Raw genomic sequence first — 14,553 nt, 5'->3', positions numbered from 1 at the left:
ACGCCCGTCACCCCTCGCCCACCAACGCGAACCGGCCGTCGACCGTCGTGGTCACCAGCCCGTCGGCCAGCAGCGAATCCAGCGCGCGGTCGCGCTGCGCCGGATCGGTCAGCCACGCGACGTCGAGTTCCGCCCGGGTGACCGGGCAATCGTTGGCCCGCAAGACATCCAACAGCCGCCCGCGGACCTGACGGTCGGTGCCGGCGTATGTTTGCACCCGCCGGGCCGGCCCCTGCGCGGGGGGACAACCCGCCCCCCGCCACGCGCACCCGTCGAGCGGGCACAACCCGCACCGCGGGGCCCGCGCCGTGCACACGATCGCGCCCAGTTCCATCAGCGCGATCGAAAATCGCGGCGCCCGTTCACCATCCGGAAGCAGCGCGGAGACGTCGGCGTGGTCGCGCGCCGCGGACGGCGCTCCGGCGTCGGCCAGGCCGTGCACGGCGCGCGCCACCACGCGGCGCACGTTGGTGTCCACCACGGGCACCGGGCGGCGGTAGGCGAAGCACGCGATCGCTCGGGCGGTGTAGCTGCCGACGCCGGGCAGCGTCATCAGGACGTCGACGTCGTCGGGAACCACGTCGTCGTGGTCGCGGGCGATCACGGTGGCGCATTCGTGCAATCGCTTGGCCCGCCGCGGATAACCCAGCTTGCCCCAGGCGCGCAGCACGTCGGCGGCGCTGGCCGCGGCGGTGGCCGACGGGGTCGGCCACCGCCGCACCCAATCCGGCCAGATCGGCAGCACCCGCGCCACCGGCGTCTGCTGCAACATGAACTCGCTGACCAGGACCTGCCACGCGGTGACATCCGGGGCCCGCCAGGGCAAGTCGCGGCGCGACCGGTCGTACCAGTCGATGAGTTCGTTCGGGGGGACGTTCATCTGCTTGTGCGGCATGATGTGTGGCATGCCAAACACCAGCCCGGTAACCGCATGGAAAGCACTCAAAGAGGGTAACGAGCGATTCGTCGCCGGCCAGCCTCAGCATCCCAGCCAGAGCGTCGACCACCGGGCCAGCCTGGCCGCGGGCCAGAAGCCCACCGCGGTCGTGTTCGGCTGTTCGGACAGCCGCGTGGCCGCCGAACTGATCTTCGACCAGGGCCTGGGCGACATGTTTGTGGTCCGCACCGCCGGGCAGGTCATCGACTCGGCGGTGCTGGGCTCCATCGAGTTCGCGGTGACGGTGCTCGACGTGCCGCTCATCGTGATCCTCGGCCACGACAGCTGCGGCGCCGTCAAGGCCGCGCTGGCGGCGATCCATGACGGCGCGATACCGGGCGGTTTCGTGCGCGACGTCGTCGAGCGGGTCGCGCCGTCGATCCTGATGGGCCGGCGCGACGGCCTGAGCCGCGTCGACGAATTCGAGGAACGCCACGTCAAGGAGACGCTGGCGCAGCTCATGGCGCGCTCCTCGGCGATCGCGGAGCGGGTGTCCGCGGGCACGCTGGGGATCGCGGGCGTGACCTACCACCTCGCCGACGGGCGCGCCGCGTTGGTCGACCACGTCGGTGATATCGGCGAATAACGGCCCCCTTTTCCACCGCCACTAACACGTCGGTCGGCCAGCAAACCGGGCGACACGCCGACGCGGATATAACAAATCCGCGTGACCTGGGCCTACGGTGTGATCGTGCTGGATCTGGAACCGCGTGGCCCGCTACCCACCGAGATCTATTGGCGGCGCAGGGGCCTGGCCCTGGGCCTCGCGGTCGTCGTGATCGGGGTCGTGGCCGCCATCGTCGTTGCCTTCATGGGCAACAAGACGGGCGCCAGGCCCGCCAGCGCCGACAAGCCCAACTCCGCCCAAAGCAAGCCCGCAGCGCCCCCGAGCCAGGCGCCGCCCCCGGGGCAGGAGGGGGTCACGCCGGTGCCCGCACCGCAGGGGCAAAACCCCGAGTCGCCCACGCCCACCGCGGCGGTGCAGCCGCCGCCGGTGCTGAAGGAGGGCGATGACTGCCCCGATTCGACGCTGGGCGTGAAGGGCCTGACCAACGCGCCCCAGTACTTCATCGGCGACCAGCCGAAGTTCACCATGGTCGTCACCAACATCGGCCTGGTGTCCTGCAAGCGCGACGTGGGAGCGGCGTCGCTCGCCGCCTACGTCTACTCGCTGGACAACAAGCGGCTGTGGTCCAACCTGGACTGCGCGCCCTCCAACGAGACGCTGATCAAGACCTTCACGCCGGGCGAGCAGGTGACGACGGCGGTGACCTGGACGGGCATGGGGTCGGCGCCGCACTGCCCGCTGCCGCGGCCGGCGATCGGGCCGGGCACCTACAACCTCGTCGTGCAGCTGGGCAACCTTCGCTCGCAGCCGGTCCCGTTCATCATGAATCAGCCGCCGCCGCCGCCGGGCCCGATACCGGGGCAGCCGGGTCAGCCGGCGCTCGCGCCGCCGCCGGAGGCCCCGCCGGGCGCCGCCCCGGGCCCCGTTCCCGCGGGTTGAGCGCGGTCAGCTGAGCGGATCGGCGATGGTCGATTCCGCCAACTGTGACAACCCCTCGCGCACGTGGCGGGCCCACATCCCGCCGATGCCGTCCACGGACTCCAGATCGTTGGCGCTGGCCGCGAGCAGGCCCTGCAGCGTCCCGAACGTGCGGACCAACAGATCCACGTGGGCGAACTGCAGCCGGGGGATGCCGGCCATCGCGCGGTAGCCGCGCGGGCTGAGCGCCGAGTCCTGCGCCTCCGCCGTCGTCGGGTATCCGAAAACCTTTGCCAGCGAAGTGAAGTCGAGCAACTCGGTGTCCGACAGGGCGTCCAGCTCGTCCAACGTGGCCGTCACCTGCGCCTCGGACAGTGGCTCGGGACTGGCGTGGTAGTCGCGCACGATCAGCTCGCGGGCGATGTCGTTGCCGCCCAACAACTCCTCGAGCTGCAGGCGCAACTGGCGGCCGTCGGTGCCGAGCTCGACGCAGTCGTAGTCGATCGCCAAGCCGATGCGCCGGACCAGCTCCAGCCGCTGCACCACCGTCATCACGTCGCGCAGCGTGACGAAGTCCTCGATCTCCGCCCGGGACAGCTGCCTGCTGACCTCGTCGAGCCTCATCTTGTAGCGCTCCAGGGTGGCGATCGCCTGGTTGGCCCGCGACAGGATGGTCGCGGAATCGGCCACCACGTGGCGCTCGCCGGCCACGTAGACCGTGACGATGTTCATCGAGTGGCTGACCGAGATCACCGGGTAGCCGGTCTGGATCGCGGCGCGCTCCGCCGAGCGGTGGCGGGTTCCCGATTCGTCGGTGGGTATCGACGGGTCCGGAACCAGCTGCACGTTGGCGCGCACGATGCGGCTGCCGTCGGTGGACAGCACGACAGCGCCGTCCATCTTGGCCAGCTCGCGCAGTCGCGTCGGCGCGTACCGGACGTCCAGGGCGAACCCGCCGTCGCAGATGGCCTCGACGTTCTCGTCGTTGCCCAGCACGATCAACGCGCCGGTGCGGCCGCGCAGGATGCGCTCCAGGCCGTCGCGCAGCCCGGTGCCGGGCGCCAGGCGGGCGACGGTCTCACGCAGTGTCGGACGGGTCACAGCTCGTCATTGTGCGGCCCCACGGCGTTATGCGTCCAGCCATCGGGCCGCTCGGCGATGGCTTTCATGTGTTGCAGGGCCGCGAGGATGGTCGGCGCGCGCAGCGCCCGCATGCCGCTCGGCACTATCTCGCGCCGGGGATCGTCGCCGTCGGGGATGAGCGCGATGCTGAACCCCTGGCGCGCGGCCTCGGCGAGCCGCCGCTCGATTCCGATGACCCGGCGCAGGTCACCCGCGAGCCCCACCTCGCCGATCATGACCGCCGTCGTGGGCAGCGGCAGGTTCGTGTACGCCGAGGCCAGCGCGATCGCTACGGCGAGATCGGACGACGGATCGGTCAACCGCATGCCGCCCACGGTCGACAGGTACACGTCGTTGACGGCGATGTTGAGCCGGGCGTGCTTTTCCAGCACGGCCGCGATCATCGCGGCGCGGGCATGGTCGATGCCGCTGACGGCGCGGCGCGGCGAACCGCCCGACGGGCTCGCCAGCAGCGCCTGCACCTCGCCGATCAGCGGCCGCTTTCCGTCCAGGGCCACCGTGATCGCGGTGCCCGCGACGGGCGCCGGCCGCTGGTCCAGGAAAAGGTGCGACGGGTCGTTGACGTCCTCGATCCCGTTGTCGTGCAGCATGAAACAGCCGACCTCGTCGGCGGCGCCGAACCGGTTCTTGATCCCGCGGACCATCCGCAGCGAGCCGTTGCGGTCGCCCTCGAAGTGCAGCACCACGTCGACGAGATGTTCCAGGGAGCGCGGCCCGGCGATGGCGCCGTCCTTGGTGACGTGGCCGACCAGGATCAGCGCGACGCCGGCGGCCTTCGCGGCGGCCGTGAGCGCCGCGGTGACCGCGCGCACCTGCGTGACCCCGCCGGCGACGCCGTCGGCCTCGGTGGTGGACATGGTCTGCACCGAGTCGACGATGACCAGCGCGGGCCGGACCGTCGCGATGTGGTCGAGCACCGTGTGCAGGTCGGACTCGGCGGCCAGGTACACCTCGTCACCGCCGCAGTTGATGCGGTCGGCACGCAGCCGGATCTGGCCGGCCGACTCCTCGCCGGAGATGTACAGCGCCCGGCTGCCAGCCTGGGCCCAGCGGTGGGCGACCTTGAGCAACAGCGTCGACTTGCCCACGCCGGGATCGCCCGCCAGCAGTGTGACCGAGCCCGGGACCACCCCGCCGCCGAGCACCCGGTCCAGCTCGCCGACGCCGGTGGAGCGGTGCCGCGTGCTGTGCGCCTCTATCGAGCTGATGGGGACGGCCCTGGACGCCGAGGCCGCCGCCGCGCCGGCGCGCCGCCCCCCGCCGACGGCGGCCAGCACCGGCACCTCGTCGACGGTGCCCCAGGTGCCGCACTCGCCGCAGCGGCCCACCCACTTGGCGGTGACGTGCTGGCATTCGGAGCAGCGGTATTGCGAGCGCGGATGTGCCACGTCATGACGGTATCGGGCGGGTGCGACAAGCCCGGTGTGACAGGCCGGGGTCAGCCCCGGTTAGCGGCCGCTCAGGCGGGTTGGGGCCCGACCCCGGCCGAAACGGGCACCATCACGCTGGCCTGCCCGGCCTTCTCGAAGTTGAAGGTGAAGTTGTAGTTCAGGCCGTTGCTGATCGGCTTGGCCAGGGCGACGGTCGCCTTGACCGCGTTGTTGGGCTCGAGCGGACCGGGGGCCACGCTCTGGCCTTCGGGCTTGCCGATGAACAACATCCCTCCGGCGGGGAGCCGGCCGTCGCCGCCGATCGTGACCGTGCCGATGTCACTGGTGATGCTCACCAGTCGATCCGCGACGTCGGGCGACTGGTTGACGGCCACCGCCACCAGGTCGACCGTGCGCCCCGGCTGCAGGAAGTCACCGGTCTGCACGGCCTGCATGCGGATGTCGCGCAGCGCGACGTTGTTGATGGTGACCCGGTTGCCGTTGACGGCGGGCTCCTGGGTGGCCATTTGCGAGATCTGGCCCGCCCCGCAACCGCTGAGCAGGGCGGCGACCAAGGCGACCAGTCCGACGACGGCGAAGCGGTTCACTCAATGCCTCCTGCTCGGCTCGCGCCCTGACGACGCACCATTTCAGTGGTTCGACTCTGCAACTATGCACAGTAGTAGGAACGTGTTCGCGGCGGTAGCGCAGGGCGCCAGACCAGCGCGGCAGGGGCCGGGTGGGGCCCGTGATCGGGTCCGACAGCGACGAGCGTAGTGTGACCCCTTGCACGTCTTCCTCCGCCTGTCAACCCCTAATCCGCACGCGATGTGCCCCTGACCTGCACCGTTGTTCCGCAAGCCTTGGCCCGCCGTGTTAGACTGAAGTAACGAAAGGGGCTCGAATCAGATGATCTTCAAGGTCGGCGACACCGTTGTATACCCACACCACGGTGCTGCGTTAGTCGAGGCGATCGAAACCCGCACCATCAAAGGGGAGCAAAAAGAGTATCTCGTCTTGAAAGTTGCGCAGGGAGACCTGACCGTTCGAGTGCCCGCAGAAAACGCCGAATACGTCGGCGTCCGCGATGTCGTCGGGCAAGAGGGCCTCGACAAGGTGTTCCAGGTGCTGCGGGCGCCCCACACGGAAGAGCCGACGAACTGGTCCCGCCGTTACAAGGCCAACCTGGAAAAGCTCGCCTCCGGCGATGTGAACAAGGTGGCCGAGGTAGTGCGCGACCTGTGGCGCCGTGACCAGGAGCGCGGCCTGTCCGCGGGTGAGAAGCGCATGCTGGCCAAGGCCCGCCAGATTCTTGTCGGTGAGTTGGCGCTGGCCGAGAGCACCGACGACGCCAAGGCGGAGACCATCCTCGACGAGGTTCTGGCCGCCGCTTCCTGAAGGCCCTGAGGCTCTTTGGTGGTCGGGGAGACCGGCGCTTCTGGCAAAGTTGTCGCAGTGGTCCCGGCCGCCGGGTCGGGGGAACGGCTGCAGGCCGGTGTTCCGAAAGCATTCTGTGAGCTCGACGGCCACACCCTGCTCGAACGCGCCGTCGCAGGCCTGCTGGGCTCCGGGGTCGTTGACCAGGTGGTGGCGGCCGTCCCCGCCGACCGCATCGATCAGGCCAAGCGACTGATCGGCGGCCAAGCCACCGTCGTGGCCGGCGGGGCCGGCCGCATCGATTCGGTCCGTCTCGCTTTGTGCGCCCTGCCCGGCGACTCCGAGTTCGTGCTCGTCCACGATGCAGCCCGGGCGCTCACCCCGGCCGCGCTGATCGTGCGGGTGGTCGACGCCCTGCGGTCGGGCCACCGCGCCGTCGTGCCCGCGCTGCCCCTGTCTGACACCATCAAGGCCGTGGATGCCAACGGGGTGGTGCTGGGCACGCCCGAGCGGGCGGGCCTGCGGGCGGTGCAGACGCCGCAAGGCTTCGCCACCGGCCTGCTGCTGCGCGCCTACGAACGGGCCGGCACCGCCGATTTCACCGACGACGCGTCGCTCGTCGAGCACGTCGGCGGCCAGGTGCAGGCGGTCGACGGCGACCCGCTGGCGTTCAAGATCACCACCCAGCTCGACCTGGTGCTGGCCGCAGCGATCGTGCGCCGGTGAGCGAGCTGCCGCGGATCGGGCTGGGCACCGACGTGCACCCGATCGAACCCGGGCGCCCGTGCTGGCTGCTCGGGCTGCTGTTCGAGGGCGCCGACGGCTGCGCCGGCCACTCCGACGGTGACGTGGGGGCGCACGCGCTGTGCGACGCGCTGCTGTCGGCGACCGGGTTGGGCGACATCGGCGCCGTGTTCGGGGTCGACGACCCCCGCTGGGCGGGCGTCAGCGGCGCCGACATGCTGCGCCACGTCGCCGGTCTGGTTTCGGGGCAGGGGTACCGCGTCGGCAACGCGGCCGTCCAGGTGATCGGCAACCGGCCGAAGGTGGGCCCGCGCCGCGCCGAGGCGCAGCGGGTGCTGTCCGAACTGCTGGGGGCGCCGGTGTCGGTGTCCGCGACGACCACCGACGGCCTGGGCCTGACCGGGCGGGGCGAGGGATTGGCCGCCGTCGCCACGGCGCTGGTGTTCCCCACCGGCTAGCGTCGCGGCTCGCGGTAATTGGGCAGGTAAGCTGGCACGTCGTGACCGATCGCCCCCGCCTGCGGCTACACGACACGGCAGCCGGTGCCGTGCGTGATTTCGTTCCGCTGCGCGACGGGCACGTATCCATCTACCTGTGCGGCGCCACGGTCCAGGGGCTGCCGCACATCGGGCACGTCCGCAGTGGGGTGGCCTTCGACATCCTGCGCCGCTGGTTGATCGCCCGCGGTTACGACGTCGCGTTCATCCGCAACGTGACCGATATCGAGGACAAGATCCTGGCCAAGGCCGCCGCGGCCGGCCGGCCGTGGTGGGAGTGGGCGGCCACCTACGAGCGCGCGTTTTCCGCCGCCTACGACGCCCTGGACGTCCTGCCGCCGTCCGCCGAGCCGCGCGCCACCGGGCACATCACCCAGATGGTCGAGTTGATGGAACGCCTGATCGAAACCGGCCACGCGTACGCGTCGGCCGGCGACGTCTACTTCGACGTGCTCAGCTACCCGGAGTACGGCCAACTGTCCGGGCACAAGATCGACGACGTCCATCAGGGCGAGGGCGCGGCGACCGGCAAGCGCGACCAGCGCGACTTCACGCTGTGGAAGGGCGAAAAGCCCGGCGAGCCGTCGTGGCCGTCGCCGTGGGGCCGCGGACGCCCGGGTTGGCACCTGGAATGCTCGGCGATGGCCCGCACCTACCTGGGTCCGGAATTCGACATCCATTGCGGCGGAATGGACCTGGTCTTCCCGCACCACGAGAACGAGATCGCGCAGAGCCGCGCCGCCGGCGACGGCTTCGCCCGCTACTGGCTACACAACGGCTGGGTGACCATGGGCGGCGAGAAGATGAGCAAGTCGCTGGGCAACGTGCTGGCGATACCGGCGATGCTGCAGCGCGTGCGCCCGGCCGAACTGCGCTACTACCTGGGCAGCGCCCATTACCGGTCGATGCTGGAATTCTCCGAAACGGCCCTGCAGGACGCGGTCAAGGCCTATGTGGGGGTGGAGGAGTTCCTGCACCGCGTGCGCAGCCGGGTCGGCGCCGTCGAACCGGGGGAGTGGACGCCGAAGTTCGCCGAGGCGCTCGACGACGACCTGGCCGTCCCGGCCGCGCTGGCCGAAATTCACCACGTCCGCGCGGAGGGGAACCGGGCGCTGGAGTCCGGCGACCACGAGGGCGCGCTGAAGCACGCCGGCGCGATCCGCGCGATGATGGGCATCCTCGGCTGCGACCCCCTCGACGAACGCTGGGAATCCCGCGACGAGACGTCGGCCGCGCTGGCCGCCGTCGACGTGCTGGTGCACGCCGAGATCGAGAACCGGGAAAAGGCGCGCCAGCAACGCAATTGGGCACTCGCCGACGAGATCCGCGATCGGCTCAAGAACGCCGGCATCGAGGTCACCGACACCGCCGACGGGCCGCAATGGACCTTGGGCGGTGACGGCAAGTAGATGGCCGGTAACTCGCGGCGCCGCGGGGCGGTACGCAAAGCCGGCACCAAGAAGGGCCCGGTCGTCGGCTCCGGGGGCCAGCGCCGCCGCGGGCTGGAGGGCCGTGGGCCCACCCCGCCGGCGCACCTGCGCCCCCACCACCCGGCCGCCAAGCGGGCCCAGTCGCAGTCGCGCCGGCCCGCCAAGCGCACCGACGAGACCGAAACGGTGCTGGGCCGCAACCCGGTGCTGGAGTGCCTGCGCGCCGGCGTCCCGGCGACCGCGCTGTATGTCGCCCTGGGCACCGAGGCGGACGAGCGACTCACCGAATCGGTGTCCCGCGCAGCGGATTTGGGCATTGCCATCCTGGAGGTGCCGCGCGCCGACCTGGACCGGATGACCACCAACCACCTGCACCAGGGCATCGCCCTGCAGGTGCCGCCGTACAACTACGCCCACCCCGACGACCTGCTGGCGGCCGCCACCGATTCGCCACCGGCGCTGCTGGTCGCGTTGGACAACATCTCCGATCCCCGCAACCTCGGCGCGATCGTGCGTTCGGTCGCGGCGTTCGGCGGCCACGGCGTGCTCATCCCGCAGCGGCGCTCGGCCTCCGTCACGGCGGTGGCCTGGCGCACCAGTGCCGGCGCCGCGGCGCGGGTCCCGGTGGCGCGGGCCACCAATCTGACCAGGGCGCTGAAGGGTTGGGCCGACGCCGGCTTGCGGGTCGTCGGCCTGGACGCCGGCGGCGACACCGCCGTCGACGACCTGGACGGCACCGACCCGCTGGTGGTGGTCGTCGGCTCGGAGGGCAAGGGCCTGTCGCGGTTGGTACGGCAGACCTGCGACGAAGTGGTGTCGATTCCGATGGCGAATCGCACCGAATCGCTGAACGCCTCGGTGGCCGCCGGGGTGGTGCTCGCCGAAATCGCCCTTCAGCGCAGGCATTAACCTCGTTGGCCGAGCCACCGCCAGGGGAACTGCGTTCCGTGGTAGATCTAACACCGAGTGTGAAGCCACCGCGAAGATCAGCGCAAAATCTCGCAGCAGCTTCACGCTCGGCACTGCGGCGGGGTTTGGGCGCAGTATCGAGCGTCTGGTCGCGGATCTTGGGAGCGCTGCTAGCCCTGGCGGTGCTGGTGGCGGCGCCGGCATCGGCGCAACCGGGCGAGTTCGACCTGCAGGCCCACCGCGGCGGACGCGGCGAAACCACCGAGGAATCCCTGCGGGCGTTCGCCAAGTCGCTCGAATTGGGCGTCAGCACACTCGAACTCGACATCGGCATCACCAAGGACGCCCAGCCCGTGGTGTGGCACGACCCGACGATCGACGCGGCGAAGTGCGCCGACACGGCGCCCGCGTTCGCCGGTGACCCGGCGTATCCCTACGTCGGCAAGCCCGTGCACGACCTCACGCTCGTCCAGATCCGCACGCTCGACTGCGGCAAGCGCCTCGCCGAGTTCCCCGACGCCGAAGTGGTGCGCGGCAACAAGATAGCGACGCTGCCCGAGGTGTTCGCGCTCACCGACGCCTATCACGCCGGGGTGCGCTTCAACATCGAGACGAAGGTCGAGGCCGACAAGCCGGGCGCCTCGGCCGGGCCGCAAGAGTTCGTCGACGTGATCCTGGCGGCGGTCAGGGCGGCGGGCAAGGTCGACCGCGTGGACATTCAGAGCTTCGACTGGCGAACCCTGCCCATGGTGCGCCGGGCGGAGCCGTCCATTCCCTTGGTGGCCCTCTACGACGAACAGACGTGGGCGCCGGGCTCACCGTGGCTGGCCGGCATCAACCCCGACCTCGTCGGCGACGCGATGATCGGCGCACTGCTGGTGGGCGCCAACGTGGTGTCGCCCGACTACGCGCTGGTCACCGGCAAGGCCTACGTCGATCGCGCGCACGCGTTGGGGCTCAGGGTGATTCCGTGGACCGTCGACGACGCCGGCGCCATGCGCACACAGATCGGTTACGGCGTCGACGGCCTCATCAGCGACTTCCCGACGCGGCTGCGTGGGGTGCTGGCCGGCCTGGGGGTGCCGCTGCCCCCGGCCTACCACCGGGCTTAGCTACGGCATGGCGTCGGCGAGGTCGATATGTGCTTCGAAGCCAAGCGTTTGCGCCATGTCGCGGTAGCGAGCTGTGAAATCCGCGTAGGTCGCGTTGTCGCCGCGAGCCCGGGCCAGCAGGGCGCGGAGTCGCAACAGGAGGATGTCGCGCAGGACGAAGACGTAGTAGGTCGGCGCTGCCGCCAACCGCTGGATCGCCGCGTCGGCTTCCGTCACGTCATCGTCGGCGCCGCGGTGCAACAGTGTCTCGACCAGAACACCTGTCACGACCACGCCCCAGCCGAGCAGCTGTCCCGCGCCGGCCAGCTGGTCGATTGCCGCGCGAATGAGTGGTATCGCGCCGTCGAGGTCTCCGCGCCGAGCCTGCTCGCGTGCCAAATACGCCTGGACGAGCGGCAAATCGGCGATGTGGTGCTGGTCGCGCAGGAAAACCTCCCTGACGTCCGTGAGGAGGTGCTCTCCGCGGGCGCGTTCCTCCGCCGTTGGGCGGTGCACCAGCGCAGCGCCCAGTGTCACCTGCGTATGGGCCAGCGCAAAATCGTCGCCAGATCGTTCGGCTTTCCGCAGGGCGTCCTCGACCTCGCGAATTGCGAGATCGTCGGGCCGCAGCGCTCCGGTCGGTATTCCCGTGCCATAGGAGTAGGTGACCGCTCCGGCGTAGGTCAGGGCGTCGCTGTTGCGGGCCATCGCGATGCCGTCTCGCATGTCGTCGCGCCATCCGGGGCGGCCCATGCAATACCGACCGACGGCCCGCGTAGTGAGCGCCAGGGCCAGCGGGGAGCCGAAAATGAAGTTACCTTTGGCCGGGTCGCCGTCGGCCAGGTCGATCACCCGTTGCGACAATCGCAGCATGTCAGTCCAATCGGCGCTCTCCATCTTGGAGTAGATCGGCGCGAAGGAAAGACCGACCGTCAGGGCCGGATCGCCGAGCGATTCGACCAGCGACCAGGCTTCGGTTGCCAGCTGTGACGCCTCTCGTACTCGGCCCTGATACGCGTGATCGGCCACCAGTCCCGCCATGGCTATGGCCAGCGATCGCTTGTCGTCGGCTGCGGCGCACAGTTCGCGTAGTTCCTCGAATCGGGTGGCCGCAATGTTCGCGTGGACTCGAAATCCGGTCCCGCAGAGCATGGTTAGAGGCGCGATGCGCCTGGCGTTCCGGTTGGGGTCGTCGGCGGGTAGGGCGTCCGCGATCGCTTGGGCGCGCTCCCAGCTTAGTCGCGCGGCGTTGATGTCGCGGTTGGTCGCCCAGGTTGCCGCGCGCATGTGCCAGCCGTAGGCGGCGTGCAGGTCGCCGGCGGCTTCTAGATGTTCGGCGACCAGCGCGGCATTCTGGTCGGCTGATTCCGGCTCGCGGGCCTCGATCGCCGTCGCCAGCCCCCGGTGCAGCCTGGCGCGATCGGCCTTCAGTTGCGATTCGTAGGCCACCGCGCGGATCAGCGCGTGGCGAAACGCGTACTCGGCGTGCGGCGTGAACCGCACTTGGTCGATGAGTTGCGCGGCGACCAGCTCGTCGAGGACCGGGTCGACGCCCAGGTCGGTCAACAGCTCGCGATTGAAGCGCGAGCCGACGACGGCGGCGGCGGCCAGCGTGTGTTTGGCCGCGGGGCTGAGCCGGTCGATGCGGGCGGCGATGGTCGCTTGCAGTGTGGGCGGCACGCTGACCTCGGCCACGTCGGTGCGGCAGGCATAGCCACCGCGCTCGCCGAGCAGCACGCCCCGTTCGATGAGGTCGCGGGTGATCTCCTCGGCAAAGAACGGATTGCCTGCGGCGCGTCCGGCGATCGTCTTGGCGAGCTGGGCGACCGACGGATCGGGGCCTAGCAGCTCGCAGAGAAGCGTCGAGGTTTCGGCATCGCTCAGCGGGGTCAGGGCGATGGTCTGCGCCCCGGCGGCTTGCGCCAGCGTTCCGTGATACTCGGGGCGATAAGTGATCAGCACCAGCGACGGGGTTTGTGGGATCACCGCTAGAAAGTCGCTGATCATGGATTCGCTGACCTCGTCGATCCAGTGAGCGTCCTCCACGACGAACACCGCGGGTTCGGCGCGGGCCAGCTGCGCCGCGTTGATCAGCGCGGTCAACCGGCGCCGCCGGGCGTCGGGGTCGATCCTGGGCAACTCGACCTCGGAGTCCGCGATGCCCATCAGGTCGTCGAGCAGCAGCAGGTCCTGCGGATCGGCGTCGGGAAATTGGGTGCGCACCTGCGCACGCGCGGACCGATCGTCCAGACCACTCAGCCGGCCGGTCGCACGCAGCAGGCGCGCCACCGCATAGAACGGGACGTCTATGGCGTGCGATTCGCAGAAGGTCGAAAACACCTCAACACCATGGCTTTTCGCAAGCTCGATGGCTTCGGTGGTCAGCCGTGTCTTGCCGATACCAGGGGGGCCGACCACCCCGACCACACACCCGCGGCCCGCCATCGAGCGATCCAGCATCGCAGTCACTGTGGTCAACTCCCACTCGCGGCCCACCAACGTGGAATACGAGACACCGGTCCGGTGGCCGGTAGCGCCGAGCAGCCGCCGCGCCGGCACCGCGCGCTCGGCGCCCTTGATGCGCACCAGCTCGGACTCGCCGAGAACCACTGCGCCTGCCACGAGGCGAGCCGTCGACTCGCTGACGATCACCCCGCCCGGTGGCGCGACGGACTCCATCCGCTGTGCCATCCCGACCTGCTCCCCGATGGCGGTGTAACCGAAAGCGGCGGAGCCGATCTCACCGGCGATCACTTGTCCGGAGTTCAGCCCGATGCGCAGGTGGAGGTCGATAGCGTCGCGGCGTTCGATCGTGTCTGCGAGGCGAGCGGCTTCCTCCTGAACGCCCAACGCCGCCAGGCACGCTCGGACCGCGTGATCCTCCAGCGCCACCGGGGCCCCGAACACCGCCATGATCCCGTCACCGGTGAACTTGTCCACCGTTCCGTGATAGCGCTGCACCACCGCGGCCGCACGGTTGAACATCTCGTTCATGATCTCTTGAAGGCGTTCCGCATCGAGCGCAGCCGCCAGCTTCATCGAGCCGACGACGTCGGCGAACAGGACCGTCACTTGTTTGTGTTCGCCGCTGGCCGTTCTGGGTGTGACGGGCGAGCCGCAGGCATCGCAGAAACGGGCCTTGGGCCGCAGGTCGTTGCCGCACAGCCCACACCGGCCGGTGGCCTCGCTGCCCGGGCTAACCATCCACCGATCTCCTGCACCGTCAAAATTTCCCCCCATAATCACCCATGCCGCCGCCCGGCGACACTTATCCGCAAAACCGGGTTCCGATTGCCCTATCCTTGGCCGATGACGGCCGCGGTGACCTGCGCGAGGTGTGACGCGGAGCTGCGCCCGACCGCGAAATTCTGCGACGAGTGCGGATCTTCAGTGTCGCCCACCCGGGCGGAATACAAGCAGGTCACCGTGTTGTTTGCCGACGTCGTGCATTCGATGGACATCGCCGCGGCGGTGGGCCCGGAGCGGTTGCGCGAGATCATGACCGAGCTGGTCACGGTCGCGGGGGCGGTCGTGCGGCGCTATGGCGGCACGGTGGACAAGTTCACCGG

At 70.0% G+C, this 14,553-nt stretch carries 14 protein-coding genes; 9 read left to right on the top strand and 5 right to left on the bottom strand.

What is annotated here, in order from left to right; translation table 11 throughout:
• Positions 1-7 precede the first annotated feature (7 nt).
• Entirely contained in the window at positions 8-907 is a 900-nt protein-coding gene (locus A5673_RS12055) for an A/G-specific adenine glycosylase (protein ID WP_068231885.1), read from the bottom strand.
• Between A5673_RS12055 and A5673_RS12050 the strand changes: the two genes are divergently transcribed.
• Together A5673_RS12050 and A5673_RS12045 are read left to right on the top strand one after the other, a co-directional pair.
• Positions 906-1,523 (top strand): carbonic anhydrase, encoded by a 618-nt coding sequence (locus A5673_RS12050; RefSeq protein WP_068231883.1) that lies wholly within the window; start codon positions 906-908, stop codon positions 1,521-1,523. The two genes, A5673_RS12055 and A5673_RS12050, sit on opposite strands and share 2 nt — an antisense overlap.
• Before the next feature lie 105 nt (positions 1,524-1,628).
• Positions 1,629-2,444: a hypothetical protein gene (locus tag A5673_RS12045; protein WP_156748129.1), complete on the top strand. Its 816-nt coding sequence runs from the start codon at positions 1,629-1,631 to the stop codon at positions 2,442-2,444.
• Positions 2,445-2,450: 6 nt separating this feature from the next.
• On the opposite strand, the gene disA is transcribed toward A5673_RS12045, so the two are convergent.
• From disA to A5673_RS12030, 3 genes are all read right to left on the bottom strand, one after another.
• On the bottom strand, positions 2,451-3,524 hold the full coding sequence (gene disA, locus A5673_RS12040; protein ID WP_068231873.1) for a DNA integrity scanning diadenylate cyclase DisA: 1,074 nt from the start codon (positions 3,522-3,524) through the stop codon (positions 2,451-2,453).
• Positions 3,521-4,954, bottom strand: a complete 1,434-nt coding sequence (gene radA, locus A5673_RS12035; protein WP_068231871.1) for a DNA repair protein RadA — start codon at positions 4,952-4,954, stop codon at positions 3,521-3,523. The genes disA and radA overlap by 4 nt, the downstream gene beginning before the upstream one ends.
• A 71-nt stretch (positions 4,955-5,025) precedes the next feature.
• Positions 5,026-5,544 carry a hypothetical protein gene (locus A5673_RS12030; RefSeq protein ID WP_068231866.1) on the bottom strand — a complete coding sequence of 173 codons (519 nt, stop codon included), beginning with the start codon at positions 5,542-5,544 and terminating at the stop codon, positions 5,026-5,028.
• Between the two features lie 301 nt (positions 5,545-5,845).
• Here A5673_RS12030 and carD point away from each other — a divergent pair, with 301 nt between their 5' ends.
• The 6 genes from carD to A5673_RS12000 all read left to right on the top strand — a co-directional run bounded on the left by carD (position 5,846) and on the right by A5673_RS12000 (position 11,005).
• Positions 5,846-6,334: an RNA polymerase-binding transcription factor CarD gene (gene carD / locus A5673_RS12025; protein ID WP_003419482.1), complete on the top strand. Its 489-nt coding sequence runs from the start codon at positions 5,846-5,848 to the stop codon at positions 6,332-6,334.
• A gap of 18 nt (positions 6,335-6,352) precedes the next feature.
• Positions 6,353-7,039 carry a 2-C-methyl-D-erythritol 4-phosphate cytidylyltransferase gene (ispD, locus tag A5673_RS12020; RefSeq protein ID WP_068231863.1) on the top strand — a complete coding sequence of 229 codons (687 nt, stop codon included), beginning with the start codon at positions 6,353-6,355 and terminating at the stop codon, positions 7,037-7,039.
• Entirely contained in the window at positions 7,036-7,515 is a 480-nt protein-coding gene (ispF, locus tag A5673_RS12015) for a 2-C-methyl-D-erythritol 2,4-cyclodiphosphate synthase (RefSeq protein ID WP_068231860.1), read from the top strand. The genes ispD and ispF overlap by 4 nt, the downstream gene beginning before the upstream one ends.
• A gap of 41 nt (positions 7,516-7,556) precedes the next feature.
• Positions 7,557-8,963 (top strand): cysteine--tRNA ligase, encoded by a 1,407-nt coding sequence (gene cysS / locus A5673_RS12010; RefSeq protein WP_068231857.1) that lies wholly within the window; start codon positions 7,557-7,559, stop codon positions 8,961-8,963.
• Positions 8,964-9,893 (top strand): 23S rRNA (guanosine(2251)-2'-O)-methyltransferase RlmB, encoded by a 930-nt coding sequence (gene rlmB / locus A5673_RS12005; protein WP_068231852.1) that lies wholly within the window; start codon positions 8,964-8,966, stop codon positions 9,891-9,893. It begins immediately after the preceding gene.
• A 125-nt stretch (positions 9,894-10,018) separates the two neighbouring features.
• On the top strand, positions 10,019-11,005 hold the full coding sequence (locus A5673_RS12000) for a glycerophosphodiester phosphodiesterase (RefSeq protein ID WP_068231849.1): 987 nt from the start codon (positions 10,019-10,021) through the stop codon (positions 11,003-11,005).
• Here the strand turns inward: A5673_RS12000 and A5673_RS11995 are convergent, their stop codons facing one another.
• The gene (locus tag A5673_RS11995) at positions 11,006-14,188 is read right to left on the bottom strand and encodes an adenylate/guanylate cyclase domain-containing protein (RefSeq protein WP_082958690.1); all 3,183 of its coding nucleotides are present in this window, start codon (positions 14,186-14,188) and stop codon (positions 11,006-11,008) included. It abuts the gene before it with no gap.
• 105 nt (positions 14,189-14,293) lie between these two features.
• On the opposite strand from A5673_RS11995, the gene A5673_RS11990 reads away from it, so the two are divergent.
• A partial coding sequence (locus A5673_RS11990) for a zinc-ribbon domain-containing protein (RefSeq protein ID WP_197518312.1) occupies positions 14,294-14,553 on the top strand: 260 nt, incomplete at its 3' end.

The organism is Mycobacterium sp. E3198, from assembly GCF_001667015.1.
Classification (GTDB): Bacteria; Actinomycetota; Actinomycetes; order Mycobacteriales; family Mycobacteriaceae; genus Mycobacterium.
This window is presented reverse-complemented; position numbering and strand designations above follow the sequence as displayed.

Excerpts from the sequence above, each read along its gene's own strand:
- A5673_RS12050 (WP_068231883.1), top strand. The coding sequence starts at position 906 with ATGCCAAACACCAGCCCGGTAACCGCATGGAAAGCACTCAAAGAGGGT.
- A5673_RS12055 (WP_068231885.1), bottom strand. The coding sequence starts at position 907 with ATGCCACACATCATGCCGCACAAGCAGATGAACGTCCCCCCGAACGAA.
- carD (WP_003419482.1), top strand. The coding sequence starts at position 5,846 with ATGATCTTCAAGGTCGGCGACACCGTTGTATACCCACACCACGGTGCT.
- rlmB (WP_068231852.1), top strand. The coding sequence starts at position 8,964 with ATGGCCGGTAACTCGCGGCGCCGCGGGGCGGTACGCAAAGCCGGCACC.
- A5673_RS11995 (WP_082958690.1), bottom strand. The coding sequence starts at position 14,188 with ATGGTTAGCCCGGGCAGCGAGGCCACCGGCCGGTGTGGGCTGTGCGGC.